General features: G+C 29.1%; 27 protein-coding genes and 2 pseudogenes. 11 read left to right on the top strand and 18 right to left on the bottom strand.

Annotation, left to right across the window (positions count from 1 at the left end; translation table 11 throughout):
* Positions 1-56 precede the first annotated feature (56 nt).
* Positions 57-1646 (top strand): ABC-F family ATP-binding cassette domain-containing protein, encoded by a 1590-nt coding sequence (locus NLG42_RS11215; RefSeq protein ID WP_257683831.1) that lies wholly within the window; start codon positions 57-59, stop codon positions 1644-1646.
* Between the two features lie 162 nt (positions 1647-1808).
* Here NLG42_RS11215 and NLG42_RS11210 read toward each other — a convergent pair.
* Positions 1809-2522: pseudogene (locus NLG42_RS11210) on the bottom strand (YifB family Mg chelatase-like AAA ATPase); the annotation flags it as partial.
* A gap of 163 nt (positions 2523-2685) precedes the next feature.
* Here NLG42_RS11210 and NLG42_RS11205 point away from each other — a divergent pair.
* The 3 genes from NLG42_RS11205 (at position 2686) to NLG42_RS11195 (ending at position 3745) form a co-directional block, all read left to right on the top strand.
* Entirely contained in the window at positions 2686-2847 is a 162-nt protein-coding gene (locus NLG42_RS11205; RefSeq protein WP_257683830.1) for a hypothetical protein, read from the top strand.
* Positions 2847-3101 carry a hypothetical protein gene (locus NLG42_RS11200; protein WP_257683829.1) on the top strand — a complete coding sequence of 85 codons (255 nt, stop codon included), beginning with the start codon at positions 2847-2849 and terminating at the stop codon, positions 3099-3101. The genes NLG42_RS11205 and NLG42_RS11200 overlap by 1 nt, the downstream gene beginning before the upstream one ends.
* A gap of 152 nt (positions 3102-3253) precedes the next feature.
* The gene (locus tag NLG42_RS11195) at positions 3254-3745 is read left to right on the top strand and encodes a hypothetical protein (protein ID WP_257683828.1); all 492 of its coding nucleotides are present in this window, start codon (positions 3254-3256) and stop codon (positions 3743-3745) included.
* Positions 3746-3882: 137 nt separating this feature from the next.
* Here the strand turns inward: NLG42_RS11195 and NLG42_RS11190 are convergent, their stop codons facing one another.
* From NLG42_RS11190 to NLG42_RS11180, 3 genes are all read right to left on the bottom strand, one after another.
* Complete coding sequence (locus tag NLG42_RS11190; RefSeq protein ID WP_257683827.1) at positions 3883-4593, bottom strand: hypothetical protein; 711 nt, start codon at positions 4591-4593, stop codon at positions 3883-3885.
* A gap of 85 nt (positions 4594-4678) precedes the next feature.
* Positions 4679-4990: a hypothetical protein gene (locus NLG42_RS11185; protein WP_257683826.1), complete on the bottom strand. Its 312-nt coding sequence runs from the start codon at positions 4988-4990 to the stop codon at positions 4679-4681.
* A 179-nt stretch (positions 4991-5169) separates the two neighbouring features.
* Positions 5170-5742: a hypothetical protein gene (locus tag NLG42_RS11180; RefSeq protein WP_257683825.1), complete on the bottom strand. Its 573-nt coding sequence runs from the start codon at positions 5740-5742 to the stop codon at positions 5170-5172.
* A gap of 135 nt (positions 5743-5877) precedes the next feature.
* Here NLG42_RS11180 and NLG42_RS11175 point away from each other — a divergent pair, with 135 nt between their 5' ends.
* The 4 genes from NLG42_RS11175 (at position 5878) to dcm (ending at position 10471) form a co-directional block, all read left to right on the top strand.
* A complete protein-coding gene (locus NLG42_RS11175; protein ID WP_257683824.1) occupies positions 5878-6123 on the top strand; it encodes a helix-turn-helix domain-containing protein in 246 nt (81 codons plus the stop codon).
* A 278-nt stretch (positions 6124-6401) separates the two neighbouring features.
* Positions 6402-7493: a DUF4297 domain-containing protein gene (locus NLG42_RS11170; protein ID WP_257683823.1), complete on the top strand. Its 1092-nt coding sequence runs from the start codon at positions 6402-6404 to the stop codon at positions 7491-7493.
* 2 nt (positions 7494-7495) lie between these two features.
* A complete protein-coding gene (locus NLG42_RS11165; protein WP_257683822.1) occupies positions 7496-9217 on the top strand; it encodes a hypothetical protein in 1722 nt (573 codons plus the stop codon).
* Positions 9218-9505: 288 nt separating this feature from the next.
* Complete coding sequence (gene dcm / locus NLG42_RS11160; RefSeq protein ID WP_257683821.1) at positions 9506-10471, top strand: DNA (cytosine-5-)-methyltransferase; 966 nt, start codon at positions 9506-9508, stop codon at positions 10469-10471.
* Here the strand turns inward: dcm and NLG42_RS11155 are convergent.
* Together NLG42_RS11155 and NLG42_RS11150 are read right to left on the bottom strand one after the other, a co-directional pair.
* Positions 10461-11222, bottom strand: coding sequence for a hypothetical protein (locus NLG42_RS11155; RefSeq protein WP_257683820.1), 762 nt, complete (start codon positions 11220-11222; stop codon positions 10461-10463). The genes dcm and NLG42_RS11155 overlap by 11 nt on opposite strands.
* Before the next feature lie 2 nt (positions 11223-11224).
* On the bottom strand, positions 11225-12139 hold the full coding sequence (locus NLG42_RS11150; RefSeq protein ID WP_257683819.1) for a hypothetical protein: 915 nt from the start codon (positions 12137-12139) through the stop codon (positions 11225-11227).
* Positions 12140-12333: 194 nt separating this feature from the next.
* Here NLG42_RS11150 and NLG42_RS11145 point away from each other — a divergent pair, with 194 nt between their 5' ends.
* Entirely contained in the window at positions 12334-12948 is a 615-nt protein-coding gene (locus NLG42_RS11145) for a recombinase family protein (protein ID WP_257683818.1), read from the top strand.
* 84 nt (positions 12949-13032) lie between these two features.
* Here NLG42_RS11145 and NLG42_RS11140 read toward each other — a convergent pair whose 3' ends face one another.
* Together NLG42_RS11140 and NLG42_RS11135 are read right to left on the bottom strand one after the other, a co-directional pair.
* Entirely contained in the window at positions 13033-14664 is a 1632-nt protein-coding gene (locus NLG42_RS11140; RefSeq protein WP_257683817.1) for a recombinase family protein, read from the bottom strand.
* A 50-nt stretch (positions 14665-14714) separates the two neighbouring features.
* Positions 14715-14918 (bottom strand): annotated as a pseudogene (locus tag NLG42_RS11135) (ATP-binding protein); the annotation flags it as partial.
* 37 nt (positions 14919-14955) lie between these two features.
* Between NLG42_RS11135 and NLG42_RS11130 the strand changes: the two are divergent.
* Positions 14956-16755, top strand: a complete 1800-nt coding sequence (locus tag NLG42_RS11130; protein ID WP_257683816.1) for a recombinase family protein — start codon at positions 14956-14958, stop codon at positions 16753-16755.
* A 116-nt stretch (positions 16756-16871) separates the two neighbouring features.
* On the opposite strand, the gene NLG42_RS11125 is transcribed toward NLG42_RS11130, so the two are convergent.
* Together NLG42_RS11125 and NLG42_RS11120 are read right to left on the bottom strand one after the other, a co-directional pair.
* Positions 16872-17480, bottom strand: a complete 609-nt coding sequence (locus NLG42_RS11125; protein ID WP_257683815.1) for a hypothetical protein — start codon at positions 17478-17480, stop codon at positions 16872-16874.
* Positions 17481-17599: 119 nt separating this feature from the next.
* Positions 17600-18097: a hypothetical protein gene (locus NLG42_RS11120; protein ID WP_257683814.1), complete on the bottom strand. Its 498-nt coding sequence runs from the start codon at positions 18095-18097 to the stop codon at positions 17600-17602.
* A gap of 105 nt (positions 18098-18202) precedes the next feature.
* Here NLG42_RS11120 and NLG42_RS11115 point away from each other — a divergent pair, with 105 nt between their 5' ends.
* Positions 18203-18424 carry a helix-turn-helix transcriptional regulator gene (locus NLG42_RS11115; RefSeq protein ID WP_257683813.1) on the top strand — a complete coding sequence of 74 codons (222 nt, stop codon included), beginning with the start codon at positions 18203-18205 and terminating at the stop codon, positions 18422-18424.
* Positions 18425-18434: 10 nt separating this feature from the next.
* Here the strand turns inward: NLG42_RS11115 and NLG42_RS11110 are convergent, their stop codons facing one another.
* The 8 genes from NLG42_RS11110 to NLG42_RS11075 form a co-directional block, all read right to left on the bottom strand.
* The gene (locus NLG42_RS11110; protein WP_257683812.1) at positions 18435-18908 is read right to left on the bottom strand and encodes a hypothetical protein; all 474 of its coding nucleotides are present in this window, start codon (positions 18906-18908) and stop codon (positions 18435-18437) included.
* A 379-nt stretch (positions 18909-19287) separates the two neighbouring features.
* A complete protein-coding gene (locus tag NLG42_RS11105; protein ID WP_257683811.1) occupies positions 19288-20154 on the bottom strand; it encodes a hypothetical protein in 867 nt (288 codons plus the stop codon).
* Between the two features lie 200 nt (positions 20155-20354).
* A complete protein-coding gene (locus NLG42_RS11100; protein ID WP_257683810.1) occupies positions 20355-21191 on the bottom strand; it encodes a competence protein CoiA in 837 nt (278 codons plus the stop codon).
* Positions 21192-21380: 189 nt separating this feature from the next.
* On the bottom strand, positions 21381-21683 hold the full coding sequence (locus NLG42_RS11095) for a hypothetical protein (RefSeq protein ID WP_257683809.1): 303 nt from the start codon (positions 21681-21683) through the stop codon (positions 21381-21383).
* A 188-nt stretch (positions 21684-21871) separates the two neighbouring features.
* Positions 21872-22411: a hypothetical protein gene (locus NLG42_RS11090; RefSeq protein ID WP_257683808.1), complete on the bottom strand. Its 540-nt coding sequence runs from the start codon at positions 22409-22411 to the stop codon at positions 21872-21874.
* A 154-nt stretch (positions 22412-22565) separates the two neighbouring features.
* Positions 22566-23855: a DUF6602 domain-containing protein gene (locus NLG42_RS11085; protein ID WP_257683807.1), complete on the bottom strand. Its 1290-nt coding sequence runs from the start codon at positions 23853-23855 to the stop codon at positions 22566-22568.
* A 164-nt stretch (positions 23856-24019) separates the two neighbouring features.
* Positions 24020-25750, bottom strand: coding sequence for an AIPR family protein (locus NLG42_RS11080; protein ID WP_257683806.1), 1731 nt, complete (start codon positions 25748-25750; stop codon positions 24020-24022).
* A gap of 182 nt (positions 25751-25932) precedes the next feature.
* Entirely contained in the window at positions 25933-26796 is an 864-nt protein-coding gene (locus tag NLG42_RS11075; RefSeq protein WP_257683805.1) for a hypothetical protein, read from the bottom strand.
* Positions 26797-26927 lie beyond the last annotated feature (131 nt).

Genomic DNA, 26927 nt, shown 5'->3' with positions numbered 1-26927 from the left:
TTAAGGTAAGCCGTAAAAAGGCTTGCTCATTTGTTTATTCCTTAAAGAAAGAAATTATGGTTATTTTACAAAATATCTCATATCTGCATTCAAACAAAGATTTGCTGTTTGAAAAAATCACTTTTACAGTTAATCCTCGCGAAAAGATTGCTTTAATAGGCAGTAACGGCGTTGGAAAATCGACATTATTAAAAATTATTGCAGGTGAATTACAGCCTGCTGACGGAATATTAAAAACCGATTCTAAGCCTTATTATCTGCCACAAATATTCGGACAGTTTAATCATCTTACTATTGCTCAGGCTTTGCAGGTTGAAGATAAATTGAGTGCGCTTCAGGAAATTCTAAACGGAAATGTTTCCGAAGAAAATATGAACACTTTAAACGATGACTGGACAATTGAAGATCGCTGTACTGAAGCATTGCAATATTGGCAATTGCAGGGTTTAAATTGGAATCAGAAATTAGAAACGCTGAGCGGCGGTCAAAAAACAAAAGTGTTTCTAGCCGGAATTTCAATTCATCAGCCTGAACTTGTGTTACTTGATGAACCAAGTAATCATCTGGATGTTTCAGGAAGAGAATTGTTATACACTTTTCTCAAAAACACTTCTTCAACTTTGATTGTTGTGAGTCACGATCGGAAACTGCTTAATTTATTGAATTCGGTTTACGAATTATCAAAATACGGAATTACGATTTATGGTGGTAACTACGATTTTTATACGGAACAAAAACGTATTGAAAACAATGCTTTAAATCAAGATATTCATAGTAAGGAAAAAGCTTTACGTAAAGCAAAAGAGAAAGAACGTGAAACTCTCGAGCGTCAAAATAAACTAGATTCTCGCGGTGAAAAGAAGCAAAAAAAAGCTGGAGTTTCTCGAATTATGATGAATACTTTACGCAACAACGCCGAAAACAGTACCGCTAAAACAAAAGATGTTCATGCTGAAAAGATTGGTGGAATAACAAAAGAATTACAAGAATTGCGATCGTCTTTACCAGATATTGATCAAATGAAATTTGGCTTTGACAAAACAGACTTACATAAAGGAAAAACACTTTTTTCAGCAACTGCTATTAACCACCGTTACAAAGATCACTTGCTTTGGACAGAACCCCTTAGTTTCGAAATTCTAAGTGGTCAACGTGTGGCGCTGAAAGGTTTAAATGGTTCAGGAAAAACAACTTTGATTAAAATAATAATGGGTGAATTGTATCCCAAAACAGGAACAATTTACAAAGCCGATTCGAAAATTATCTATATAGATCAGGATTATTCGCTTATTGAAAATGGAATTTCGGTTTACGAACAGGCTCAAAAATTTAATGTTTCGGGGTTACAGGAACATGATATAAAAATGAAACTGAACAAGTTTTTGTTTTTACAAAATGATTGGAATAAATCCAGCTCGGCTTTAAGCGGAGGAGAAAAAATGCGTTTGATGCTTTGCTGTTTAACGATTAATAATCAAGCTCCGGATATTATTATTTTGGATGAACCTACAAACAATCTCGACATTCAAAATATCGAAATTTTGACAGCAGCAATAAATGAATACAAAGGGACATTAATTGTGGTTTCGCACGATGCTGTTTTTTTGGAGGAAATACATATTGAGGATTTTATTGAGTTGAACTAAAATGCAGTTTTTCATTTCGAGAAACAAGAAATCACAAACGCTGAGCACGCGCTGTTGTCGATTTTCTAATGCGATTTCTCGTTCCTCGGAATTGACAAGATTATAGGACCTTTGCCAAAGTTTTCATCCAAACTATTACAATCTTAAACCTGAAATATAAAATCATCCCAGCCAGCCTTCTCTATCCAAACTTCGATATTGAATCGCCTCGGCTATATGCTGTGAAATTATATTTTCTGAATTATCTAAATCGGAAATTGTGCGGGCTAATTTCAAAATTCTATCGTAAGCTCTTGCAGAAAGATTTAATCGTTCCATAGCTGTTTTTAAAAGTACTTTAGATTGTTCGTCTAAAGCACAAAACTCCCGAATGAGCTTACTGCTCATTTGTGCATTGTAATGAATATTTTCTACGTTTTCAAAACGTTTGGTTTGAATTTCACGCGCTTCTGTAACACGCTTTCGAATTTCAACACTACTTTCAGCTTTTCGATCGTCAGCTAATTTATCAAATGGAACTGGTGTAACTTCAATGTGAATATCGATTCGATCTAAAAGCGGACCAGAAATTTTACTCATATAACGCTGCATTTCGTGCGGCGATGAAGTATTCGGCATGCTTGGATCATTAAAAAAACCACTCGGACTTGGATTCATACTCGCCACAAGCATAAATGACGATGGGTACGTTACTGTGAATTTAGCTCTTGAAATTGTTACTTCACGATCTTCTAAAGGCTGACGCATTACTTCTAAAACATCGCGTTTAAACTCTGGTAATTCATCTAAAAACAAAACTCCGTTATGTGCCATCGAAATTTCTCCAGGCTGCGGATAACTTCCTCCGCCAACCAGCGCCACATTCTTTACTGTGTTAATGTAGTAAACTTAATTAATTCGTATAGACTTGTAAATGCATATAGATACAAAGTTGTCAAATTAAATATGCTCTACTCTTTAAAAAAATATTATCAAAAAAAAAATCTGTAAAGGAGCATAAAGTATATAATATATACTTTATAAAAAAAGAAATATAAAAATGGCAACTAAACAAGTGAAACGAGCAACAATAAATGTTAGTAAATTGACAAAGAACCTATTAGAAGAAGCAATTTGTGCTGGACGAAAAAAACTATCTTATAACGATTTTCTTATTGAATTATGCGAAAAGTTCTTATTAGAAAAAAAAGATACCGAATAATGATAAAGAAATTTATAAACTTCAATACAACTTCTACTATAACTTACGATAGTAGCAAAAGAGATGGTGAAATGTTTGATATGATAGTAGAAGGCATTAACTATAAAAAAATCAGAAAATTTGATGATATAGTGAGACTGTTCAGTTCTGAACTTTCTAAAATAACTGATCGTAATAAAAAACAAATTCTTACTAAACAAATAGCCATAGTAAAATTACAAATAGAAATAGAGAGACTAAAAGGGACAAAATAGAAAATTTAAAATTTAGAGGTTGAATTAATGAGTTATCGCACTCTGGAATAAAAACGATTACGGGCAATATGAAGCAAAAACAATAATACAACGCAATACAGATAATTTATCTATCCTGTATTGGTTGAATTATATAAAAAATTAAAATTTTAATGACTTTAATAAGAAAGAAAAACACTCCCAAATCAACCCAAACGATAATTGATGATATAAAATATAGCTTTTACAAAATAACGTCCCAAAACACGCCAATTTACGCTATAACAATAACCAATACCGATTGTAAAACAACTGAGGAATTGAGATTTTATTTAACAAACAAATTGTTTAACAAAATACACAAAGACTACAAGCAAAGCCTTGAAGTATTAAATTATTCATTTGTTATTGAATATCCGACCAAAGTATCAATGGGAAATCAATTGCCAGACAATTGCGAAGTCCATACTCATATAATTTTAGGAACAACAATTTCAAAAGAAAATATAGAATATTATATTCAAACAACATTTAGAAATCCAGATATTTTTATTGAAGATATTACCAAAAGAGATGACAAAATGAATTATGCTAATTATTTAATCAAACAAAAACATTTACTAACCGATGATAATTATAATTATAAAATTAAACTACCAAAATAATAAAAGTATCTAAGTTAGTGAGATACTACCTAAATGTCCTAAGTTTCTATTGCGCTTTCACTTTCATACAGAGATTTTCTATGAATTCATAAAAAAAGCGGGATGATTTTCCCGCTTTTTTTATAGATATTTTATCTTTAATTTTTCCAATAATTAAAATGTGGAAATTCTTTTTTTAAACCATCTAAAATTTCATAAAGTTCATCCTGAGAAATTCTATCTAATCTCCAACCACCATCAATAGTTTTAAAAGAATTTGGCATACAGATAGGTTGTGGGGAGTGATTTTTATGAGAAAAATCTTTTTTATTCATATAGTGCATAGTTACTGCTAAACTAAATGTTTCATTTGCAAATATTGTGATATTGTAGTCTATGATTCCTTTCTTGTTTTTGTATTCTTTGTAGTTTTCAATGAAGATGAAGTTAGCACTGTTATTTTTTCCAGTTTTTATATATTTATAAGTGTTGGGTTCTCCGTTTTCATAGTCAATATCTTTAATAATTGTATATTCATTACCTGTTTTTTCTTTCACTATTGCGTTAACTAACCAGCCATTTTTATATGTATTTTTTCTAATTATAGTGTCGTGTTGATCCTTTATTATACAAACTCCTGTAAATATTTCTTTACTGTCTTTTTTTGTTACTCCCTTAATAATGTATGGATTTTCTAAACTCCCAATGTCCCATTCATCTTCATCACTAAGCTCTGAACAATTGCAACTCTCGACAACATTTTCCATTTTTTTATTTGCATTTTCTTCTTCTTTATCATTTCCTTTTCTTTCGCAAGAAAATAGAAGAATAGTAACTATTACTGCTGATAAAATTTTTATTGTTTTCATGTTTTTTTAATAATTGTTTTCTACTCTTTTGATTTTTCGATTACACCCCGTTTTTATTTTGGTTTCTGAACTCCAAATATGAATTCTAATGATTAAATTTCAGTTCAAATCGATTTCCTTTTTTCTTAAAACGATATATTCGATTGTTTCCGCTATCTGTATCAATAGCCTCAAAGTGATACTCTAAATTTTTCGTAATTTCTTTTGCAGATGTTTCGTCATAATTGAATTCTTTTGTGCCTCCTTCATTTACATTAAAATATAATCTCCCTTTTATTGCCTTAACATTAATATAGAAAGTTGGACTTGAACCATCGATGTTTACTTTTACAGCATAACTGTCAACAAATATTTCTCGGTTAATTTCATGTTTCGTCTTTTTATCAATAATTTCCATGATTCCTGATTTAACAGGGTTTAAACTGATATATAAGCAAATAGATATAAGCATTAGTATTATTAATAATAGTCTATTGTTTTGCTGCATATTCTAAAATATTATAATAGTATTAACTCTTAAAATTTTATGATTGCAATCTTTTTTTAAAGATGAAATCAATAAATAGAGTTTTATTCTTAGTAATTAAATTTTAGTTCAAAACGATTGCTTTTTTTCTTAAAATGATATGTACGACTGTTTCCACTATCTGAATCATTAGCCTTAAACTCATATTGAATATTCTTTTGAATCTCTTTAACTGATGTCTCTACATAATAAGAGTTTATTGAGCCACCTTCGTTCACAATAAATTGCAACTTCCCTTTTACTATACTTATATTAGCATAAAAATTTGAATTTATACCATCAATATTCATTTTCACAGTATAGTTGCCAATAAACTGTTTTCTATTAATAGCTGTCTTATTATTGCTTGGAGTTCTTGCGTTGTTATTGATAGCTTCCCATCCGTTTTCAGTCTTTATCATACCCAGATTTTTCCTTGATTCTATTTGCTTAATTTCTTCTTCTCCTAAAAATTTAGATTCTGTGTATTCTTCTGATACGTTTTCTTGATTATTGACTTCCTGCTGTTGCGTATTGGGAAATGATGGCACCTGAGCATATTCAATACTGCTCATAAATAGTAATAAAGTAGTAGTTCTCATTGTGGATAGATAAGTTTTCATATTAGTGATTTGATTTAGCATTTAATAGCTTTTTAATTGGTTTGTAAGAATTTCATCAACAAATATATAAAAAGCTTCGATAACTAATCATACATGATTAGATAAATGGTCGATAATTAGAGGAATTTTACATCCTTAATCATAGTTTGTAAAATTTTGATATATACCAAGGATACAGAATATCTAATAAGATTCGGAAAACATCTAAAAAAGGTGAGAGAAGAAAAAGGTATCTCCCAAGAGGAGTTAGCAAACTTAGCAGAAGTTTCATTACCTCAGATTACAAGAATCGAAAGAGGTGTTATTAATCCAACAATATGCACAATTAAATCCTTGGCTAAGGGTTTAGATGTTGAAACATCATGGCTGTTTAGATTTGAAAATGAAAATTTGAATCTTTGAGTAACTTACTTAATATTACTCCCTAACTTCTCCCTGAAAAAAATCCTCTCTTTTTACCTCAAAGTGATTTTTAGTGTTAAAATATCTATTATTATATTTGAGATGTTTTGAGAATGTTATTTGTTTTTTTTATACTTCGGGTTTATTAAATATTTTTCCTATATATTTGAAAATAAATCACTACAAAAATTCGTGCACGAACTTTACTTAAATTAGATATGTAAAATTTTATCGAGTATATGTAGTTAGCGGACATTCTAAATCAGCAAAATTGGAAAATGATAGATAAATCAATAAATTCAGGACCAGACGCTCATAATGGGTTTGCATTACAGAGAAATACTGCTATTTATTTACTTTTAGATAATTATATTAGTAAGTTTAAAGATAAAGACTATTTTGTTTGTCTTGAACATCATGATGATTTCTTGTTTTGTTTTCTAAATGAAAAAGAAGAAGTTGATTTAATTGAAGCGTACCAATCTAAGAAGAAATCACCCAGCATTTGGCGAGCAAATCCTGAGTTATTTGAAATTTTAAACAAACTTTTAAAAACGGGTAAAAATTTAATTTCAGATAAAATTTTGAAATCTGATCAATATAAACATATTCTTTATTTTTCAACTAATCAAACCATTGAAATAAAGAAAAAGTATCCAAAAAAAGACAATAAAAAAGATATTCTTGTATCTATAAAAAATGATAATCCAAGTGTTCAATTTGGAAATTTACATAATGACATCCAAGAGCATTTTAAAACAAATATCAAAGAAACTACTCTACACGATCAATTTGATAAATTGAATTTTTTATGGATACCTTTTACGACAACTGCAAAAGAGCAAGAAAATCAATTAGAAGGTAAAATTAGTGAGGTTTTTGGAAATAAAATTTTTGATAAAAGAGCGGCAATTGATTCTCTTATTAGTCTTTTTAGAAAAATTGAGGGAAAATATAATCACGGAAATGAAGTTCAATTGTTAGACAAAACAAAACGAGTTGAAAGTGATAAAATAGAAAATGCATTAAAAGTTTTGACAACCAAGGCAAAATGTTTTGATCATTGGCATTTAAGAAAAACTGAAATTTCTTTAAAATTAAAAATCAAACCAATAGAAAAGGAAATTTTTGAATTAGCTTTTGATAGTGCATTTGATTTATTTAAAAGTATTCAAGAAGCTGAACATCAAAAAATATTGCAATTTACCAAAGAACAAATTGTAAATGTTACAACTTATTCGGAAGAAGAAAATGTAATGGAACTGTTTGATTTATTTCAAAGTACGTGCACTACAAATTTTAATGAATTACAAATTAAAGCAATCTTATTTGCTTCACTCTTTGAAGTATTATATATTAAAGAAAAATAAAAATGAGAACTCAATTAATCTATAAAAACTTCTTTATTTATTGTGAAAAAAATAACACAGGTTTCTTTACAGAATTTGATGAAGGTATAAACATAATTCATGGAAAAAACACGTCAGGAAAAAGCACACTAATACAGGCTATACAATACACATTTGGTATTAATGATGAAAAACATAAATTATTTGAAATTTTAGATGAAGGAGTGATTTTTAGACTTGACTTTGTTTTAAAAAAAGGTAGTAATGACGAAAATTTAACAATCATTAGAGATAACGATTTTATATACATAAAAAGAGAAAATCTTCCATTAATTAAATATTCTGGTATTGGAGCAAATCATTCAAGGGAACATGTACTGCTTAAAGAGTATTTAAGTAAATTAATTGGTTTTAATTTAAATTTAGAATCATCCGGAGAATATAAATTAGCTTCGTTAGAGGCAATGTTTTTGCCGTACTATGTCTCGCAAGACTATGGATGGGTTTTGGCTTTGAAATCTTTCAGAGGTCTGGATTTTTTTAGAAACTTTAAAACGGACTATTATGATTATTATCTTGGAATAACGAACGAATTTGATAGGTTAAAAAAACAAGAATTAGAAAAAGATAAAAAAACTCTTGAAGGTAGAATAAAATTTTTAACTGATACAGAGAAATATGATGATGATTTCAAACTTTCAAAATTAAAAGATGAATCGTTTGTTACTAAATCTGTTGAATATATAGAGTCTTACAAGAAAAACAAAGATGAGCTTATACAAATAGAGAAAGAGTATTTAACAAAATGTAATAAGTTAACATTTATTGAAGAAAGATTAAAAATTCTTAGAGTAGTTAAAAAAGCTTTAAAAACAGAGAATCCAGTAGAAAATGATTGTCCAACTTGTCGTCAAAATTTGCCAAGTTCCATAGAAGATATTTATGAATATTATCAAGACTTCAACAATACTGAATCAGAAATTGCTAAGCTGAAAAACGAACTTAAAGAAATAAAAGGAGCAATTAATAGTTTAGAAATTGCTATGTCGGCAAAAAAAGAAATTGTCTCAACAGATTATTCAATCTTGCATGAATACAAAATTGCTGATTTAACATTCACTTCTTGGTTAGATAATAAAACTAAAATTCAATTATCTAATAATATTTTGTCTCAAATAGGAGAAACTACAATTGAGTTAAATAAAAAAAATAAAGAGTTAGAAGCCTTTAAAACAGATGACGAATTAAGAAAAGAGCGTAATAATAAAGATTATATTTTTAAAGGATATTTCAAAGATTTTCTTGATAAGTTAAATGTGAAATCTTTTGATAATGAGCTATACTTGTTACTGTATCAGATGAAGATATTTCCAAAACAGGGAGTTGAATTATTGAAGACTTTACTTGCTTATTATTTTGCTTTTAATAAATTAATTGAAAAAACTGAGTATGTTCACATACTCCCATTTATGATGGATGCAGTTTTTAAAGAAGATATCGATGAAGATAACCGAAAATTAATACTTGAATTTATATTCAAAAACAAGCCAAGTAACAATCAGCTAATCTTTTCTTTTGCAGAATCTGAGAAAAACGCAAAAACTGCATCTGAATATAATAAAGAAATAATGAATGGTGAAGCTAAATTGATTTTAACCGATTTAGCAAATGAAAGATCTTTATTACATACTTTAAATGATAAGCAACAAGAATATTTGGAAGAAACATTGTTTTTAATCGAATAACAAAAACTATAACAATTATAGATAATCACATTGAAGTAAAATGGTATTAAAATATAATTATAACCAATCTTCGATTTATTTTTAATTAAAAGTCAATGAGAAATTGAATCTTCGTGGTTTATTAAAAATAAACATTTTAAAAAATAATAAAATAAACTTATTGTTTGTTTTGAAAATATTGAAATAACATCTTAATATATTCATCGATTTTTTTCTACTTTTTTAGTATTAGGTATATTTAATTTAAGTTCTTAAATTCGCAAAACTTAAATGAGAGATAGATTAAAAATGAGTAATAAATATAAAGTTGGTAGCTTATATGCTGGTATTGGTGGAATATGTTTAGGGTTTAAAAAATCGGGCTTTGACATACTATGGGCAAATGAATATGATAAAAATGCGTGTATAACTTACAGAAAAAATTTTGAACATAAACTTATTGAAGGTGATGTTTTGCAGTTGGATATTGATTCTATTGATAAAATAGATATACTCACAGCAGGATTTCCATGTCAGCCGTTCTCCATTGCTGGTTACAGAAAAGGTTTTGATGATAACAGAGGTAATCATTTTTTTAGAATACTTGATTTTGTAGACTCAATGAGACCGAAAGTGGTTTTTTTAGAGAATGTTAAGAATCTAAAAACACACGACCAAGGCAATACAATGAAAGTTATTGAAAAATCATTGAGAGATAGAAATTATTCATTTCAAACAAAGGTTTTAAATACAAAAGACTATGGAAATATACCTCACAATAGAGAAAGAATCTTTATGGTTGCTTTTGACAAATTGGAATATCCTGATGCGGAAAGAACTTTTGAGTTTCCGAAAGAAGAGAAACTGACAAAGACAATTAAAGATTTTATCATTGAAGAAAAAGTATCTGATAATTTTTACTATGATGAAGATAAGTATATGTATAATATGCTTTCAGAAACTATGAAATCAGAAGATACTGTTTATCAATTTAGAAGACAGTATGTGAGAGAAAATAAATCTAACGTTTGTCCAACACTTACTGCTAATATGGGAACTGGTGGCCATAATGTACCTCTTATAAAAACTGAATTTGGTTTTAGAAAATTAACTCCAAGAGAATGTTTAAGGTTTCAAGGATTTCCTGATTCTTTTGAAATACCTACTGAAATTTCAAATTCGAGTTTATATAAACAAGCAGGTAATTCAGTTAGTGTTCCTGTTATCCAAGCGGTTTCTAAAAATATTTTAAAAATTTTAAAATCTAAGGTATAGCTTTTAACTCGTTAACTAAATCATCTATAACTCCCATATTACCACTTTGTATATAAAAGTTACTTGCATCCATTTTTGTGTAATGATTTAATGTAGAATTTTGTGGTAAAACATATCCATTAGCAATTGTTGTTACAAGTTCTGAATGAGTGCAGTAACCTGCAATGTCATAATTCCAATTTTGTCCAAAAATTAGTTTTTCAATAACTTCCTTTTCAATTTCATTATTATACATTAATCTTTCTGCACTGAATAGTTTTTTTATATCTGGCTGTATTCTAACTAAAATGAAGTAATCATATTTAAAAGTTGAACCGTTATTGCTTAGGAGGTTTGGAATGTAATGACCTTGTATATTCCAATCATTTGTTTCAAGAAGTAGAAGGTTTGATTGTGATGCCGCTGATTTTACATTTATTTTTTTATTCTTTATTTCTAAATCTGAATCATCCCACTTTCCTTCACCATAGATTTCAAAATCGGGTTCTTTTGATTCTAAACCGTTTGATTTAAAAAAAACATAGAGTAAAACTTCACCTAATTTACCTTGAAATGTATTGCAAAATTTCTCTCCTGCTTTTCTCCCATATTGACCACCTGTTCTATGGTTTCGATGATGCCCATCTCCAAAACACATTGCATAAGCAAAGTCAATAACTCTTTGTATATCTTGTCTTGCAATAGCAATCCCTACGAATGGCCTTGGATTATTAACATAATAATTGTCTGTACCTTTTCTATCTAATTTCATAGTTATGAAGTTTTACTTTCGGCTACTTCGGAAATTATATTCCAATTCTCTTTATATTGTTGCAGCGTAGATAAATTGATACTTGTAATTTCTTCAATTGTTAATCCGTCAACATAACTCATAGGGATTAGATAACAAATACCTACTTCTTTATCGACAGCAACATAAATATCACAATCAGCAGATGTAATTCTTTGACCTCTGTTTCTTTCGTGAGTATGATCAATTCCTTGACCTCCTCTATCTCTGTCTTTAAAACTTATAGAATTACCTTTTGAAACACCCTTTATTTGCAATCTCAATAGGATATTATTGAAATCTACTACTGCATCATATCTACTTGAACGAACATCAACATTAGAGCAATTGTATCCTGCAAGGATTGCTCTTGCTAAAAATAAAAACTGTGCACTATCTCCTGCATTTGCAGTCATTACACCAGTATTAATATTTAGAATGTTAGTAGGAAATCCATTAGAAAAAATGAAATCGTATTGTTTTTCTAAAATCTTTCGCAAAGAAGTTTTAGTATATGAATAATGCTTTTGTTCATCAACGCTATCTTTTATAAACTGTAAAGAGTTTTTTATAAAATTTTCTTTATTAACAAATGGTGCTAATGATTTTTGCAAATTTTCATCATAAAAAGATTTCAAATCTGATATAGTGATATGAAATATATTTGCTATTTCTACAATTTTAGCTTTAACAAATTCTCTTTCTGTAAACTCTTCAATGAGTTGTTGACCAAATTGAGGGTCGTTTAATCTGACAACAAAATATCCTTTTAAAAAAGTCTTTAAATTAGTTATTGAACCAAATAATTCTTTTCCATCCTGAACATTTTCAATATTAAAATTTGCACTATTAATTGCGACTATATTATTTTCTACAAACTGTATTTGGTCAGCACTCATACTCTAAAAATGTTTTACTTTTAAAATGGAAAAATAATAAAATGCAAAATCAATTCCCAATTAAAACTCACATTTTTAGAGTAGAGCTTTTTTTGTGAATGCGATTATATTAAAAAGTCTTTAATTTCCTCCGCCAAACGGTATTTTATCCATAATTTTAGGATGTTAATAGGAGTATCCTAAAATTGTGAGTTATGAAAGTATTATACGCCCGTGTTTCGACAATAGATCAAAAAACAGACAGACAAAAAGTTATTGAAAATGAGTTTAATTTAGTTGTTGAAGATAAATGTTCAGGAAGCATCCCTTTTTTTGAAAGAGACGGTGGCAAAGAAATAAAAAAACTTCTTGATGAAGGCATTCTTAAAAATTTTTCTGTATGGCAAATCGACCGACTTGGGAGGGATTTAAGAGACATAATCAACACTATTCATTACTTTAATGAAAGAAAGATTTCGATTAATTTCGTTTCACAAGGATTGACTACACTTGACGCATCAGGAAATGAAAATCCAATATCTAAAATGATGATTTCAATTCTTGGGGTTGTCGGTGAAATGGAAAAAAATCAAATAAAAGAAAGACAAAGAGAAGGAATTAGAATTGCCAAAATGAAAGGTGTCTATAATGGCCGAAAAAAAGGGAGTAAAGAAAATGCTTTGACTTTCTTAAATAAAGAGAAAAATAAAAAAGCCGTAGAGTATATCAAAAAGAATTACAAAAACACTGAAATCTCAAAAATTACTGGACTTCATATAAATACTCTAACAAAGATAAAATCCTATTTAAAAAGAATTGAAATAAATTAAGGTGTATTAAATCATATTAAACTTAATTGCAATTAAATTTAACATGATTAATATTCATAAATAATTAATATAAAATTTAATAAATCAATTAGTATATCTAATCCTAGTAATTGTATGTGGAACAAAATTGACTGCATTTACTATTACAATCTCTTCTTTTATAAATCGATTTATTTTTTTTCTATCTTTTTCCATACCAGTCCTATTTACTAATAGCTCTCTTGAAATTTGATAATTATTTAATCTGTCAATTTTATAATGTATCGCTATGTAGTGTGCCCTTTCATCTTCATCCCACTGAACATACATTTTAAAAATAAAGTTTCTAACAAAATCTACAATTTCATCTTTGGTACATTTTTTAAAGTCTAATAAACTCTTTCGAATAAATTCTTTAACTACTTTCTCATCATTAATAATTCCTAATTCTTTTTCTTTCAATCTTTTCTTTTCACTTATAATTTCTAATTTTTTATTTAATTGTTCTATTCTTGATTTAAAAACTGCGGGATCTATATTTGCTTTTTCTGCCATAAAAATCAAATTACTGATAGATAAATTACATTCCCTTATTTGTTCACTATATTTTTTAATTGTACTTGATACAGCTCTATTATGCCAGTCATCATTTTTAATATTTTCAAAGAAAACCTCAACTTGTTTATTTAAATCTAAAATGTTTTTTAAAACTAAATCTTCTACGAAATCAATGTTAATACCAACATTACCACAATACTCCCCTTTATGTCGTTGTGATGAACAGATATAAGCATTATCTCTCCCGTTTGCTCTCTTTTTACCATACAATCTTCTTTTGCACCTTGAACAGTAGATTAATCCTTTTAATATATACGTATATTTATTTGTTGTATTCTTGAAGTGGGTTTTCTCTTTTAATTTTTCTTGAACTAAATCAAATATTAAAGGCTCAATTATTATTGGGCATTCATATATTTCATTTTTATAATTTCTTTCACCTTTATACATTGTATTCGTTAATATTCTGTAAACAACTGCATCTCTCCATAAGAAAATTGTCTTATGTTCTCCTCTAACTTTTAAATATCCTTTTGAAGAAGAAGTTCTTTTTGTTGGTATATTTTTATCATTCAAAAGACCTGCAATTACTTTTGTTCCTTTTCCTTCCAATGATAATTTATAAATATATTTTACAACTTCGGCTTCACCTGATTCTATTACTAATTTTTTATTTTCATCTTTTGTATATCCAAATGGTAACAAAGGCCCTCCTCCTATTTTACCTTTTTGAACATTTTGTTGTAACACAGATTTTATCCTTGATGATATTTTTTTTAATTCAAAAGCATTTAATAATGACCGTATGTCGGTTAATAATTCTTGATTAATATCATTTAAATCTATTTCTCCATTAATATCATACAATCTTGTTTTATTATCTTTTAAGAGATTTTTAATTAATGTTACTTGAATAATATCACCTCTTGACAACCTATCTAAATCAAAAACAAAAATCCCTTTAATCTTTTTTTCTCCTACGTCATTTAATAGTTTATTTAAACCAGGTCTTTTATCAAATGATATTTTACCTGATAGACCTACATCGCTATAAATTTTATATTCCCATCCTAATTTATGGGCTAATTCAATACCTCTACTTTCTTGATTGTCTAATGATATTCCTTTGATGTTTTGTTCATCTGTTGACACTCTTTTATATATGCCTAATGTTGCCATAGTTTTAGATTGAATTTGATACAATAAAAAACAAATATACTTATTTACATTAATAGAATAAGATTTGAAATAGTGTGATGCGGACTTCTAAAAGGCCGTTGATTCATCAGACCTACTTCTTTCAGCTTTCCCGCAACGCTGTGAATTTTAGTTGTTTCAAGAGCTTCACGCAGCGTCATTGGTGGTAAAATACTCGGAACACGTTTTGCAAGCATCGTTTTTCCTGCACCCGGAGGTCCAATTAAAATAGTATTGCAGTATACAAATCCCACTTTTTTATATATTTGAAAAATGAAAAAGAATGCAATATTACTAGTAAGAGTGTCAAGTCTTGAACAGGACTATGAAGCCCAAATACATGACTTAAAACAATATGGCCAATCTTTAGGTTATATAGATTTTCACGTGGTCCAAACCAAAGAGACTGCATTTGCAGATTTATCACAAAAGGTTGGTACAAATGATATGTTCAAATACATTGAAGAAAATCCTAGTTATAATACTGTATTTACCACTGAAATTTCAAGACTTGCGAGAAGGCAATCAATTCTTCATCAAATAAAAGAACATTGCGTAACCAGAAATATCCAAATAATAATAAAGGATATGGATTTTAGATTGTTTGATAATGATGGTAAAGTTAATCAACAATCAGAAATGATATTCGCATTGTTTGGTATGTTTGCAGAGAACGAAGTTAAGCAAAAGTTGGAACGTTTCACAAGGAAAAGAAAGGAACTGATGCAAATGGGGTTATCAATTTCAGGAAAACTTTTATTTGGTTACGATAGATTTAAACTTGATAATAATAAAAATACACTTATTATAAATGAGGACCAAGCAAAAATAATCAGAACAATCTTCAACTGGTACCTAAACGGTTTAAATAACGTTAAAAATCCTTCAATTAAAGCAATAAGTATTGAATGTATTAAAAGAGGTTTTCATCCATACACTCATAGCAAAAGAAACGTAAACAAATTATTAAAAGAAGAAGCTTACACAGGAAATAAAATAACAAATAACAAACGCAAAAATCCCAAGTTTGGATTGGTTATAAATGAACCTGAATATTTGATATCAAGCACCAAAATCAAATATCCAATAATCATTGAAACTGAGTTATTCAAGAAGGTTAAAGATAAGTTAAGATCAAACATTACAAAAGGTGATAAAGAAACTAAGCATATTACCATATTGTCGAAATTACTTAATTGTCCTTCTTGTCATCGTAAAATGCAAGGTAATTACAGAAAATCAAATACTGGATATAAAAATAGTTATAGATGTACATCAAGAAGTGATTCAACATCTTGTGCAAGCGTTGGAAAATCATTGTCTATGAATTTAATTGATTCGGCTATTTGGTCATTTATTAAAACTGATTTACCTGAATTATCACGTAAAATAAATGAAATCAACCCTGATGAGTATCTTGTTCAATTGAATAATCATTTATTAAATTTAGTTGAGAGAGAAAAACAAGTACAAAATAGTATTGATGAAAACCTTGCAATTCTTAAAAGTGTTGGTCGATTAACGAGTACAGGTGTCTTGCAATTGATTGAAGATACTGCAAAGAAGATTGAAAGGCTTGAAAATGAGTTGTCCAAGATTCGACAAGAAAAATCTTCAATAGAATCTAATAAACTTTTAATCTATGATAAACAATCAGATATTGCTACTGTCATAAATCAAAATATTGTAAAGATTGAAAGTTCAAAAGAAATGTTGAAGAAGTATGTAAATTCATTTGTTGACCATATTAATATCTTGGAACATAATATGAAATATACAGTACTTGAAGTAGTAATAAAAGATTTTTCAATTAGAAAAGAATATACTGATTATTTTGGTGACAAATTACCAATTCAGCTTGAACTTGGTTATATAGTTTTAGATAAAACGATTACAAGAAATATAATAGGTGTTTGTTTTAAAGCACAAACTCCATCTACAGATTATTCAATTTTTAATTCTTTGGTGACCACTCAAATGATACCATTGGTAATAAATGAAATGAATAGTTATAACGGTGATATTCAAGATAGAATAAGTGTAGATTTAAAATTTAAAAAGTTATTGTTATAAATAATTAAGAAGATATTCTATACAAAAGCACTCAAAAAAACAACGGGTTTGTCTTAAATAATAAAAGCCACTTTACATTACGGAGTGGCTTTTGGTTTAATATTACTAGTACGATTCTATTCTTTTGCAATTGCAATAAAAGTACCTTTGGTTATGTTGAAAAATCTTTCTTTTATCTGGGCGCCGTTGCAGAATCCAATATTAGAAGATCCATTGCTATTGCTTAGGTTGTTAATTGTAAATTCTCCTTTTAAACTTTCCCCGTTAAAGCTGGTTATTTTAACTTTTCCTACTGTTTCATCACGAACAAATAAACTAGCATTTGTATAACATACAGCAGGGTCCTTAACCAAAGGTAAACCCAAAATTAAAGCGACTTCAATATCAATATCGTATGTCTTATTTACTTGCAATGTCTTATCAGAAGTCACAATATTAAAATCAACATAGTGATAGTATTCGTCTGCCTCTCCTTTTATTGAAACGCTTGAACTAATAGTGTATTTGCTGTCAGTAGTGTTTGTGATCTGTCTCTTTTCCCAAGTAGTAGGATAAATGTCATAACCGTTTACTTTTTCATCATGAATAGATGAATATTCAGTTTTATTATCTAATGTAAAACTGAATGAAGATTTAGCAGAGCTTTGTGAGTTTTCTTGTGATTCATCAGAAGAACAGTTAACAGTTAAAATTCCGATTAATATTAAAAGTATATTTTTTGTCATTGTTTATAGTATTATTAAGATTAGATTTATTGATATTTAGTGAGTTCAGTTCTATACAAAACATAGTTCGTCATTGGAGCTGTCTGGGATTAGCTTTTGTTTTATATAGAATTGAATTACTAGTATTCCCAACCCTTGTCCAATTTGCCAGTATGAAACCCTTCATTAGCATTAATTTCCTTGAAAATTAGAGCATTCCCTAACTTTTCGTTCTGCTCAAAAGTATATGTTCCGTAACTGCAATTTCCAAGTGATCTGATTTTTCTCGCATAAGAGCTTGAACTTTCTGCTTCTTCTTGAACACTGCCAATTGATAAAGTGACAGGGGGCTGTTCAATCCAATCACTGGTTATGTTATCTGATGAACGTCCTGTATTTGATAAAATCATATTTGATTTCCAGCATCTTATTTGAGTATCTGTAATTTCGAATCTGTAATATGTTATCAGACCGCCTCTGCTGACAATTTCATCATGCCATTTCCCTTTTATATAATTTTCGACATTTTCTTTAGAATCAATGTTCCCCCCTTTTTTGTAGCTTTTCAAGCCAAATGCAAAAACTAAGAAAAGAAGAGAAAAAATAAAGAATGTAGTTGGGGTAAAGACTTTTTTCATTTTTTGGTGTTTTAAATTGATTTAAATTTTGTCAAATTTAAGATTAAAAATCTAAATCGGCAAATATGCCGATGATTTAAAAAGTCATTGTTCGAATTTTGGATAATGTCAGAAGAATTTTTAATAAAACTAGGTGAGAATATAAATGTAAGGGCCAAAGCTAAATTCAAAACTAATTTGGAGTTTGCTGATGCATGTGAAATAGATGAAACTAGTATCAGGAGAATTTTAAAAGGTAGGCAAAATTTTTCAATTAAAATATTTTTAAAAATCTGTAAAGCACTAGATATTAAAATGTCGGAATTACTTTCAGAGCTGAATCTGTGACATTTGTATTTTAATCTATTATTTGCATAATCTTAATAATTCGAGAACATTCATTTATTAAAGCTGAATCTTTAATGTCTAATGTCGTATATGGCTTTACAGATGAAAGATTTGGGCGCAGTCTGTCAACTTCTCTTCCAGATTGTTTCTTTGTAGATGCTTCCGTTGGATGGTCAGTATTTATTCTTATTTTATTAGAAAGCTCTTTTTTTATGTTTTCATGTTTGGTCCAATTCTTTGCAAACACAATCATTTTATCTAAAATCTCAATTTTTTCTTTGTCTTCATCGTTGGATAAAGAATGATGACTTGAAAATGAATTAAGCTTTGCTAATTGTGATCTTGTTGCTTTTTCTAAGGCTATATATCTCAACGCTTCTTCAAAGCCTTCTGGCTTTTTGTCTTTTAAAATATACTTGTCAACGTTTTTTTTAAGTTGGTCAATTACACTTGGTGGTATAGTAATTAAATCTCTTTGTTCCATATTTCTCTTTAATATAAATATCTCAAAAGAAAACAATTGCCGTTTTTTTTATCCAAAAATTCCAAAAAAAAATTTTTTGGAAATTTGAACTTTATCAAGTGATTTTGGAAAATTCTGGAAAGAAAAATAAAATTTAAAATGGTGATTTAAAAAACAAAAATATGTTCTAACACCTAATCGTAGGTGTACATTTTTTAGATGAGGGTTTTAAAAGTGGAGTCATGGATTCTCTGCGGAAATAGGTTCTTTCTATATCTGGGGTTTGAGACTAAATTAAGCCATATTTTTCGGATTTGTCTAAAAGTCACAAATACAAGACCATTTTCAAATTAAACCATCTGCCCAAATCTCTTGTCGCAACAGTTAGCACAAGTTTTTTCTAAATCATTGTCATGTGGTCCCCATTTTTCACCATTCCAGTCAAGTCTATTTTGAAATCTTCTTTAACTCTTTTTGCAAACTGAAAAGGATCAACATCTTTTAATATTAAAATTTGTCTTGTTAAACGAGGATAATATAATGTTCCAAAATTACCCATCGGAAAATGTATTCCAATAGCTGGCTGAAAAGGATTATTGGATATTAAATAACTATATGAATAAGCTCCTGTTTTAGCATCTCCAAATGGTATAGGGATAGATTGATTTCCATTAATAGTCATTGAAGTTGGTTGCCCAATTGAAATTGACATTTTCATTAAATATTCTAATCCTCTTGGAGTTGTATGTACAGTTATATGAAATCCTCCTATACTTTCTATAGTTCCGCTTGAAACAACTTCTTCGAATGCTTTAGAATGGATGTCAATAATGTGTTTCATATCAGTACCCTTCAAATTTGGTAAAAAGTTTCGCTGATATAAATTTAACCCAGAAATATCGCCAATCCAATGATTTTGATTTGAAGGTATAATCTCACCATTTGAAATTTTATAAAGTAAAGGTTGATTTTCTAATGCACCAATTAAAAAGTCAGTTTCATAATTTGAACTTTTATTTATTTCGTGGAGTAACTTTTTTACTTTTTCTATCGTTAGTTCTTCTAGTTTATAAACTTGTTCAATTGCTTCTTGAGCGGTGTCAACACCACCAGCATATGAAAAGCAAAGTCTTGGATGCAAAATGATTGTTTTTAATAAGCCTGAAAAAATATTATTTCTATTAGAAGGAATATTTGGATCAGTGATTTTTGAATCACTGTCAATTCTTAATGAGCCTTGAACTATTTTTCCGATTACTAATGTCATTTTTAAAATGTGTGCTAATATTCCCTTGTTGCAAGATGCTTGGGCCTAAAGTATGGTAAAATTTCAGATTTGCTAAATAATCCCAAATACAAAACTATCTTTCCATTAAGCAAACTGTCAAAATCCGTTGTGGTGGCTGTTATGTGCAGGCAATTTTTATGAGCAATTTGAATTATTCTCGACTATTTTGTCGATATAATTTAAAATCTTCGTCGTCTACCTCTATAAATAAAACGATTTAGTGGATTTCCTAATTGTCTAAAATTCACGTTACGAGACAGGGTTTGTTGATGCTCTAGTCGTCGATTTATTTCATCTTCCTTACGGAAGTTGCTCATAAACTCTTGAACTCTTTGCGTCCATTCTCCGTTAGTGGTTGTTGCTATAAACGCTTTACGTGAAATCTCTGCAACTCTAGCATATCTTCCAACTTGTGGGAATAAACAATAAAGAGTATTTCTCAAACCTTCGTAATCATCCATTGAACCGTCTCCACGAAAATCAAAGATTACAGGTACAGAACTTTCGAGCCAAGCTGACGGAAAACACCAATCCACAAAATCAACTCCAAATATTTTCGGATTGTCTGTATTATAAAAAATTGTATTTTCAAAACAGTTCTTTTTACCTTTGAGAAAACGAGGATAATCATATTTCAGGCGTGTACCGTCGACTATCCAAACCATATTTTTATAAAATTGTTCTCTGGAAGTTCGTTCTTCAGGTTTAATATGCGAATGTTGAAATTCTATAACGAGATTATGAACTGTAAGAACATCTGCAATATGTTTTTCTCCTGTTCTGTTATCAAGTAATGATACTTCTTGCCAATCAGCGGGATAATTATTTTTCCAATTTCGGTGCCATTCTGTTTCTGGTTCCCACCAATTATCACAATCTGTTTTGCTTTTATGTGCCCAATGCCAAATTTTTCTTGTGCCACATTTTGCAATAACTGGCTTTGAACAACAGCAACACAATCCGTTAAGTTTCGGTTGAGCTTCTGTCCGATTATTACCTATTAAAGCAAAACGCATATTTTATACTGTTTTGGGGTTTGCTTGTTTTTTCACAGCTTTGGTCAATGCTTACCAACGTTCTGGCGCTACAAAAGGTTGAGAGTTAAAGATATTAGATTTTTCCATTATGCACAAATTTTCCAAGTCAAAACCATTTTCAAATTCAGCATAAAACCCAAATATCTTGTAGCTGTTAGCAGTAGTCGATTATAAGCTTTCTATGTGTGGTGAATAAGGATTTGGCCAATTTTCATTAACAGAATTAAATATTAGATTTACCCAATCTTCATCTTCTGATGCTTTTTTTCCAACATACCCCTTTCCCTTTCTATTTGTATCATACCTAAACTTTATTTCATCTAATTCTTTATCATCAACAACTTTTGAAATGAATAAATATCCATCATTTGTTACGCGAAATTGAGTATTTACACTATCATCTTCTGAGGCAATTAATTTCTTTAAACTTTCAATTGTAAATTCTCCTGTATTATTCAGATTTATTCTCATTATTTTTGATTTTAAGTTTAGATTTTTTTTGATTTTGGGTTGCGGTTACCGCTAACGTATTGGGGGCTAAAAGAGGTTTAAGACTAAAGATGCGTTTTTTTTCCATTATGCACAATTTCAAAAGTACAAAACCATCTTTAAATTTAGCCAAATCCCAACCTCTTCTAACGGCCGTTATCTGCAGTCAATTATCCCCATATTGCAGGGTTCGTTAATATATTTGCTAAAATATTTGAGGCTACATCGTTTCCGAAATTTTTTATTTTTTCAAGGATTTTTGCTTTCTTATCTTTTGAGTTTTCGGCACTTTTCATGATATCATTTACTTCTCTCATTTGAGACACAGTCAGTTCGTCTTCAAGCGCTGTAATTAATAAATTTATATTAACAGATTGATTTTGCGTTAAGTTTATATTTACTGAAGAATTATTGTTTTGCGGTTTTTCTCTTGAACCAAAAGTTTCTAATTCAGTTATGCACGTTTGAAGAATTTCTTTTCCCTGTTTTTTACAAGAATCCATATTATTCCATGATGATGAAGTATTGCCTGAATATATTCCGCCACTTCTATGTTTTATTTTTTCAATGGCTTGTATACCTTGAAAATCGTTACCAAATATTCTGTCTAATATAAGTATGGAAGAACTTTTCCAAGCTCCTAAATCAAAATCAGGAGAATTAAGCTTTTCAATTTGTTTTGTAATTACTTCGATTTGTTTTTCTATCATTCTTAGGAATTTAGTAGTTCGTTTGTTGGTAACGTTCTGACACATGGCGAGGTTAGGGACAAAATTAAGATTTATATTTCGGTTAAGCACTATTCTTCCAAATACAAAACCAGCTTTACATTAAGCCAATTGCCCAAATCAGTTGTAGTAGCTTTTATATTCTTGCCTGCTTACTCAGCCAATTATGCATTTCTCCACTTTTATTTTCTCCAATATATGTTTTCCCGTCTGGTGCAAAGCTAATTATAGCTTGGTCTAACAGTAAAATTATTTCATCTCCTTCTTGGTAAGCAATTCTTTTTTGGGTTAAATTATGTACTATTTCATCTAAAGTTGATCTTTCTTTTTCTATATATTCAATAAGTTCCCTGTCGCATTTAATCTTACGAGTATTGATTAATGTAAAAAGAATTGCTGATTCAATTTTATTTATCTCGATTGGCTTCCAATCTATTGGAACTAATGGTTCCGATAGTTGTTCTTTAGCTAATCCGTGATAACTATATTCCCAACCAAAATTAAGTTCATCCATTTTTGTTTCTTTACATTTTAAGAAAGGATGGAATGAATCTAACTCAAAATCATCTCCAAAAATTTCAGAACCTAACTCAAAGCGATAACTTAATCTAGTCCATATAAGTTCCAATAAAAGATACATCGGTCTATTGTTCGACGTTTGAAGTATTTCCCAATAAAATTCTTGGTCGTTTTGGATTGGGTAACCAAAAGGCATTCCAATATTTTTTATGATAGAATTCTCTCCACAGATCATCAAATCAGGAAAACTGATAGGATTGTAACCAGATTTTGGGCCATCCTTCACTATTTCTTCTAAATGATTAACAAATCCTTCTCTTAATGCGAATTCTGTTTCATAGCTTTCATACCCGATTAAGATTCTTATAGGCCAAAATGCTTGCATCAATAAATAATTATAAATCATTTGTTCTCTCCAAGATTTTGAAGCGATATCATTATTTAAAGGCATAACTTTCCCCATAAGTATTTTATAGGCATCAGCTTGGATATTTGTCATATACATTTCACCATCTCTTGGCTCTGCTGTATCAATTACAGACATTAAGTTTTGATGTGCATGATCTAAAGAGTTTTTGAACAGTTTCTTCTTAACCTGAATCACACCTATAACATCTTTTATATGATATTTATATTGGTTTGAAAATGAAATTTTTTGACCATTACCAATCACAATCATACAATCCATTTCTTTACTTAACACTCCACTATCATTATAAATAAAACTATTATTTACAATTTTGAGATTTAAACCTTTAAAAATAGAACGGTTTAATATTTCAGACGTCAGACCTTCAAACATATTGCCGATAGTAACAGTATGAGTTATGTTACCATCTTTTAAAGCTATCTCATCTATTCCTTTTTTTTTAAATTCTTCTAAAAATTCTGAAACTGTTTCTATCATTTATTGTTTCTTTTTTTGGGCTAACGAATAACGTTCTCGCGCTACAAGTAGTTTAGGATAAATGAACCCAATTCTGTGAATTTGCCAAATCTTCAAAATACAAACCAATTTTTCCCATAAGCAAATGATCAAATTGCTTGTAACGAGTGTTAGTGGCAGTTTTTTTATGTTCTTAAGTATTTAAACTTTAACTTTTCAATTATTAATTCAGTTGTATCTTTTCTTTCAACAGTTTTACGATCCTTAAAATTAAGATTTAATTCTTCGCTTTCTAAAAAATCGGAAGATTCTTTAAATATGCTTAATGTCAAATCTTCATCTTTTAAGACTTCAATAATTTGATTGCATATTTTATTTATTCTTCCTTTGTCTTTAAGATTTGGTGCGTCAGATTTTGTTACCATAAATCTAAAAATCATTAAAATTTGATATCGAAATCTTTTTGAATTTTCACTAAGAAGATTTCTATTTAGAAGATTTTCAAGTTTAAAGTATGATAGTGAACTTACGTAATATGTTATAAATTCGTGGTCTTTATTGAATATTTCTTCTCCAATTTTACTTACGAGACGTCCATAATTTCCAGCAACATTGTGCGGATTATCTAAAAACATCGCAGACAAAGTCTTTATTTGATTTTCTCTATTTATTATTCTATTCAGAGTTACATCGTCATTACTTTTATACTGATTTGTTCTTCTTTCATAATATAATTTTAAATCATCTGTTGGCAAAGAATAATAATAATATTCTAAACTTTTTTGGAATTCAGACAATGCTTCGAGTTCTACAGAATCAACAGCAGTTTGGTTGTTAGTTGCTCTCGTAATTTGACTTTTTATATTATAATTATCGGTTACGATAATTTTAATTGGAACATGCATAGCATTTATATTAGGAAGATTTCTGTTTTCATACAAAACGTTGCTTGTTTGACAACCATTAACAATTTGATAATTTATTATTGTTATAGTATCTCCAGGTCCAGAAATTTCTTCAGCTACTATTGTAACTCCGTTATTTAAAATACAAAATTGGTCTAAATCTCCATTTTTTAAGGTTTCAGAAATATCACGATTTACGGGATTATTTTCTTGTTCCAAATAATCCCTAATATTATCGTCAAAAACTGATTTCATTTTTCCAGAATCATCAATTATAATCTTTTTAAATTCTAAAAAGGGTAACATTCCTGAGTATGCAACTTTTATTTCTGGGATTGATGGGATCGTAACTTTCTTTTCAAATTTGATGGTTGCTTCAACAGGTTCTTTGGTTTTTCTATAAAGAAATTGAATTTGCTTTGCATCACAAGGATAAAAATTAATTGTATCAAACAAATTTAAATTGTCTAATTCTCTTCTGTTAGAATCAATTATACTCAGTAGATTTGGGTCATCTGTCCATTTTCCTGTTGAACAAAAATACAAGTTACAAATTGGGCTTCTTTCTTTCATAAACCTTGAATTTGAATAAATGTATTCTTTCATTTCTATGAAATTCCTCATTTCATTTGTTACAAATAAATCTGGGCTTTCCGAAAAATAAGTTTTTGTCCAACGTAATAAGTTGTCTATTTGACTTCCGTCAAATTTTGGAGAAGTTTTGGATTGAATTATAACAAAGGTTACAGTTAGAAATCTATTTAATTCTACAAGTTGTTTAATTTCGCTAACAGAATTACATAGTTTGTTATTGACAATTATTCCAATTCCATCTATTCCTTGAGTGGATTTACCAGTTGATATTTCTTTTTCATCAAAAGATATTGAATCATATTCTTTATTTATGACACAAAAATTAATAAAATATTCAAACTGTGTACTAATATCAAAATGAGTGTAATTTTTACTATCTACAAAATCTTTAAGAAAACCATTGGTAATTGTATCCATATTTATCATTTTTTAAACGTCTTTTTTTTTCTGCAGTAAAATAGCCACTAACGTCCCATTACTAGCGAGTTTGGGGCTAAATTAGGCCCTATTTTCAGATTTGCCAAATCATTCCAAATACAAAACCATTTTTCCATTAAGTCTGTGGTCCAGATCCGTTGTATAGCTGTTATAAACAGTTACTAAATATGAGTCCTTTCGCCCCAATAGTACACAGAAGTTGATTGCATAGTGTTGTTGGGGCCTAGTGAAAAGAATATTGGTTGGACTTGTTTTTGGTTTCTAATAATATCATCTCGGACTTCAAACAAAACTTCTGTAATTGTCTCAAAGGTTTTGTCTATTAACCATTTTGCTACAAAACTTATACTCATTTTTTCTTCACCGAATTCAAAAGTTAATTCAGGAAAGTGATTTATAAGTGTTTCAGTGGCTAGAAATCTTGTTTTCAAATCATTTAGAAAAATCTGATGACCACCAACCGCATGTTCGTTGTGGATTAAAAATGAACGATGTTTTATAAGTGGATAAACAAATTTTTGGTCAAGAATATCCAGTGCATCTATAAGTTCTTTACTACAATAAATATTTTTTTTTATATTCTTGTCTGATTTAAACAGATTCCACTTTGGTTGAGCAAGCTCTGTTTCTCCGTGAATAAAATTAATAAGCCTAAATAGATAGTCAAAATTCGAACATAGATGATAAATTAAGCTGTCAAAGAGAGAATAGATTTCCTCAGTTGCTTGCATCTGATACATTTGAAGTTCAATTCCTCCATTTAAACTCGGAAGTTGAGCAGTATGTATTTCTTTGATATTATATTCAATATAGTTATGATGTTGCAAAAGCAATTCAAAATGAAATCTTGCGCTTTGTAACCTGAAGATAACATTATCTCTAAGTTTATAAATTTCATTGTCCGAAATGTTTGGATCAATGTAATATTTGTAATCCATCGCAACAGCTAAAAACCTGTTGTGTAATCTTAAAAATTTCTCCCGAAGCTCTTTCAATAATTCATTCGGATTTTCAATATCAAGCATAATTCGGGTTTTAATTACGGACGTTGGTTCGCTTGCTTATAACATTCTGGTGCTACACGAGGTTTGGGATTATATGGTGTTAGATTTTTTCAATGCACAAATTTTCCAAATCTGTGTAGCATCTATGTAAA

The organism is Flavobacterium plurextorum (genome assembly GCF_024638035.1).
GTDB lineage: Bacteria > Bacteroidota > Bacteroidia > Flavobacteriales > Flavobacteriaceae > Flavobacterium > Flavobacterium plurextorum.
The sequence above is the reverse complement of the archived record's forward strand: the minus strand, read 5'-3'. Positions and strand labels throughout refer to the sequence as shown.